Here is a 5,224-nt window from a genome sequence, read left to right on the forward strand (position 1 = left end):
GTTCCTGGAGCTGGGCCCGGACGGGGTCCTCTCCGCGATGGCGCAGGAGTCGCTGACCGGCGACGAGACCGTCACCATTCCGGTCCTGCGCAAGGGCCGCGACGAGGAGACGGCCGCCCTGACCGCCCTCGCCGCCCTGCACACGGCGGGACTGCGGATCGACTGGACCGCCTTCTTCGCCGGCACCGGCGCCACCCGCGTCGACCTGCCGACCTACGCCTTCCAGCACACCACCTACTGGCCCAGTGGCGCACACTCCGCCGCGGACGCCGCGGCCGTCGGCCTCACCGCCGCCGGACACCCGCTGCTCAACGGCTCGGTGCAGCTCGCCGAGGGCGAGGGCGTGCTGTTCACCGGCCGCCTCTCCCTCCAGTCCCACCCCTGGCTCGCCGACCACGCCGTCCACGGCACCGTCCTGCTGCCCGGCACCGCCCTGCTCGACCTCGCCCTCCGCGCGGGCGACGAGGCCGGCTGCGACCGCGTCGAGGAACTCACCCTCGCCGCCCCGCTGGTGCTTCCCGAGCGCGGCGCCGTCCAGACCCAGGTCAGGGTCGGCGTCGCCGACGAGACCGGCCGGCGCACCGTCACCGTCCACTCGCGCCCCGAGGACGCGGGCGACGCGTCCTGGACGCAGCACGCCACCGGCACCCTCGTGCCGGCCGGCACCACCGGCGACACCGGCTTCGACGCCACCGTGTGGCCGCCGGCCGGCGCGGAAGCCCTCGACACCGACGGCTGCTACGACCGCTTCACCGCCCTCGGCTTCGGCTACGGCCCGGTCTTCCAGGGCCTCAGGGCCGCCTGGCGCAGCGGAGACGTCCTCTACGCGGAGGTCGTCCTGCCGGAGGCCCACGTCGCCGACGACGAGGCCGGCTTCGGCCTGCACCCCGCGCTGCTCGACGCCGCCCTGCACGCCGCGCTCGTCGCCCACGAGGGTGAGGAGGGCAACGGCGGGCTCCCATTCGCCTGGGAGGGCGCGGTTCTGCACGCCACCGGCGCCACCGCGCTGCGGGTCCGGCTGGCCCCGACCGACGAGGCGGGGCAGTCCGTCGCGATCGCCGTCTGCGACACCACCGGTCAGCCGGTCGCCTCCGTCGACCGGCTCCTGGTCCGGCCCGTCACCGGCGATCAGCTGAACGAGGCCGCCGGCATCGCCCGCGACGCCTTGTTCACCCTCGACTGGACCCCGTTCCCGCAGGACGGCGACGTCCCGGCAGCCGTCGCGCTCGTCGGCCCGGACACCACGGAGCTCGCCGAGGACCTGGCCGCGGCCGGCGCCGCCGTCACGACCCACCGGGACCTGGCCGCCCTCGCGGCGGACGGCACCGACATCCCCGGCACCGTCGTCGTCGCCGTCGACGGCACCGCCGCTCCCGTCGCCGAGGCCGCGCACACCGTGGCCGCCGAGGCCCTCGCCCTCGCCCAGCAGTGGACGGCTCAGGACCGGTTCGCCGGGGCCCGGCTGGTCTTCGTGACGTGCGGCGCCGTCGAGGCGGGCGGCTCCCAGGTCACCGACGTCGCCGCCGCGGCGGTCTGGGGCCTGGTGCGCTCCGCCCAGTCCGAGAGCCCCGACACCTTCGTGCTCATCGACCGGGAAGCGGCCGGCGCCACCAGCGACGCCGCCGAACGCGGACGGCTGTTCCTGGGGGCGCTCGGCAGCGGAGAACCGCAGCTCGCGCTCCGCGACGACGTGGTCCTGGCCGGCCGCCTCGCCCGCTTCGACTCCGCCGGCGCCATGACGCTGCCGGCCCAGCGGGCATGGCGCCTCGACAGCGCCACGGCGGGCAGCATCGACGGCCTCGCCCTCACCCCGCACCCCGAGGCCCTGGAGCCGCTCACCGGCCACCAGGCCCGCATCGAGATCCGCGCCGCGGGCCTCAACTTCCGCGACGTCCTCAAGTCCCTCGACATGTATCCCGGCGACGCCGGGCGGTTCGGCCACGAGGCCGCCGGTGTGGTCGTCGAGGTCGGCCCGGACGTCACCCACATCGCCCCCGGCGACCGCGTCCTCGGCATGGTCTCCGGCAGCTTCGCCTCGCTCGCCGTGACCGACGCCCGCCGGCTCACCCACCTCCCGGAGCACTGCACCTGGGAGATCGGCGCCTCCCTGCCACTGGTGTTCCTCACCGCCTACCACGCGCTGAAGGAACTCGGCGGGCTGAAGGCGGGGGAGAAGGTCCTGATCCATGCCGGTGCCGGTGGTGTCGGTATGGCGGCGATCCAGATCGCCCGTCACTTCGGCGCGGAGGTCTTCGCGACGGCCGGCGAGGGCAAGTGGGACGTGCTGCGCTCCCTCGGGGTCGCCGACGACCACATCGCCTCCTCCCGCACCCTCGACTTCGAGGCGGCCTTCGCCGCCGTCGCGGGCGAGAACGGCCTCGACGTCGTCCTGAACTCCCTGGCCGGTGAGTTCGTCGACGCGTCGATGCGACTGCTCGGCACGGGCGGCCGGTTCCTGGAGATGGGCAAGACCGACATCCGCGAGGACGACTCGGTCCCGGACGGCATCACCTACCAGTCCTTCGACCTCGCCTACGTGGATCCCGAGGCGATCGCCGCCATGGGCCGTGAGCTGACGGAACTGTTCGCCGCCGGGCACCTCCACCCGCTGCCGGTCCGTGCGTGGGACATCAGGCACGCCAGGGACGCCTTCCGCCACATGAGCATGGCCAGGCACATCGGCAAGATCGTGCTGACCGTGCCCCGCGCCTGGTCGTCCGAGGGGACGGTGCTGGTGACGGGTGGTACGGGTGGCCTGGGCGGTCTGGTGGCCCGTCACCTCGTCACGGAGCGCGGGGTGCGGCGTCTGCTGCTGACCAGCCGTTCCGGTCTCGACGCCGCGGGCGCCGGTGAGTTGGTGGCGGAGCTGGAGGGGCTGGGTGCCGAGGTCTCGGTCGCGGCGTGCGACGTCGCCGACCGGGACGCGGTGGACGCGCTGGTCGCGGGCATACCGGTGGAGCATCCGCTCGCTGCGGTGGTGCACACGGCCGGCGTCCTGGACGACGGTGTGCTCGGTTCTCTCACCGGGGAGCGGCTCGCGGCCGTTCTGCGCCCCAAGGTGGACGGAGCCTGGAACCTTCACGCGGCGACGCGCCGTCTGGATCTGGACGCGTTCGTGGTGTTCTCGTCCGTCGCGGGTGTGTTCGGCGGTGCCGGACAGGCCAACTACGCGGCCGGCAACGCCTTCCTGGACGCCCTGACCGCCCACCGCCAGTCCCTGGGACTGCCGGGCCTCTCGCTCGCCTGGGGCGCCTGGGCGCAGGGTGCGGGCATGACGGCCGGGCTCGACGAGCGGGACATCCGCCGGGCCGCGGAGTCCGGGATGCCGCTCATCACCGTCGAGCAGGGCCTCGCCCTCTTCGACACCGCCCTCACCACCGGCAGTGCCGCCCTCGTCCCGGTCCGCCTGGACCTCGCCGTGCTGCGCGACCGGGGAACCGTCGCACCGCTGATGCGCGGTCTCGTCCGCGCCCCCGCCCGCCGCGCGGCGGCCACCGCCGCCACGGGCGACACCGGGCTCGTCGAGCGGCTCGTCCGGCTGCAGCGCACCGAACGGCGCGACGCCCTGGTCACCGTGGTCCGCGAACAGGCCGCGCTGGTGCTCGGCCACTCCGGCGGCGGCGGGGTCGACCCGTCCCGCGCCTTCCGCGACCTCGGCTTCGACTCGCTCACCGCGGTCGAACTCCGCAACCGGCTCGGCGCCGCCACCGGTGTCCGCCTGTCCGCCACGGCGGTCTTCGACTACCCGACCGTCGCCGCGCTCGCCGACCATCTGCTCACCGAACTCCTGGGCCCCGACGCCGAGTCGGACGCCGAGGACGCCGTGCCGGCCGAGGCGCTCCTGGACGACGACCCGATCGTGATCGTCGGCATGAGCTGCCGCTTCCCCGGCGGCATCGCCTCGCCCGAGGACCTGTGGCGACTGCTCGGCGAAGGCGGCGACGTCATCTCGGACTTCCCCGTCAACCGCGGCTGGGACGTCGACTCGCTGTACGACCCGGACCCGGCCCACACCGGCACGTCGTACACCCGCTCCGGCGGCTTCCTGCACGACGCCGCGGACTTCGACGCCGACTTCTTCGGCATGAGCCCGCGTGAGGCGATGGCCACCGACTCGCAGCAGCGCCTGCTCCTCGAGTCGTCGTGGGAGGCCATCGAGCGGGCCGGCATCGACCCCGTCACCCTGCGGGGCAGCCGCACCGGCGTGTTCGCCGGCGCCATGTACAGCGGCTACGGCACCGTGCTCGACGGCGCCGAGTACGAGGGCTTCCAGGGCCAGGGCAGCGCGCTGAGCATCGCCTCCGGCCGTGTCTCGTACACGTTCGGCTTCGAGGGCCCGGCGATGACCGTCGACACCGCGTGCTCGTCGGCGCTGGTCGCCCTGCACCTCGCGGCGCAGGCGCTGCGGGCCGGAGAGTGCTCGCTCGCCCTGGCCGGCGGTGTCACCGTCATGTCGATCCCGGACACCTTCGTCGAGTTCTCCCGGCAGCGGAACCTGGCCCCGGACGGACGGTGCAAGCCGTTCTCCGAGTCGGCGGACGGCGTCGGCTGGTCCGAGGGCGTCGGCATGCTCCTGCTGGAGCGGCAGTCCGACGCGATCCGCAACGGCCACCGCGTCCTCGCCGTGGTCCGCGGTTCCGCCGTCAACCAGGACGGCGCCTCCAACGGCCTCACGGCCCCGAACGGTCCGTCCCAGCAGCGGGTGATCCGCCAGGCCCTCGCCAGCGGCGGACTCTCGACCGGTGACGTGGACGTCGTCGAGGCGCACGGCACGGGTACGACGCTGGGCGACCCGATCGAGGCCCAGGCCCTGATCGCCACCTACGGGCAGAACCGCCCGGAGGACCGGCCCCTGCTGATCGGCTCCGTGAAGTCGAACATCGGTCACACGCAGGCCGCGGCCGGTGTCGCCGGTGTCATCAAGATGGTCATGGCGATGCAGCACGGTGTGCTGCCTCGCAGCCTCAACATCTCCGAGCCGTCCTCGCACGTCGACTGGAGCGCCGGAGCCGTCGAACTGCTCACCGAGCAGACGGAGTGGCCGGAGACGGACCGGGTGCGCCGCGCCGGTGTCTCCTCCTTCGGTATCAGTGGTACGAACGCGCACGTGATCCTGGAGCAGCCTGCGCAGGTGATTCAGGGCACGGTGGTCGGTGCCTCGGTCGCGCCGGAGGCGGACGTGGTGGAGCCCGCGGTGGTGCCGTGGGTGCTGTCCGGCAAGTCG

The 5,224-nt window shown here is 74.1% G+C and carries 1 protein-coding gene; it reads left to right on the forward strand.

The genetic code is table 11. The features are described 5' to 3' along the window. Positions 1-5,224, forward strand: a 5,224-nt coding sequence (locus tag ACIOWN_RS34365) for an SDR family NAD(P)-dependent oxidoreductase (protein WP_401984460.1), incomplete at both ends; no start/stop codon positions are given.

Origin of the sequence: Streptomyces sp. NPDC087787, assembly GCF_044743035.1 — a bacterium.
GTDB lineage: Bacteria > Actinomycetota > Actinomycetes > Streptomycetales > Streptomycetaceae > Streptomyces.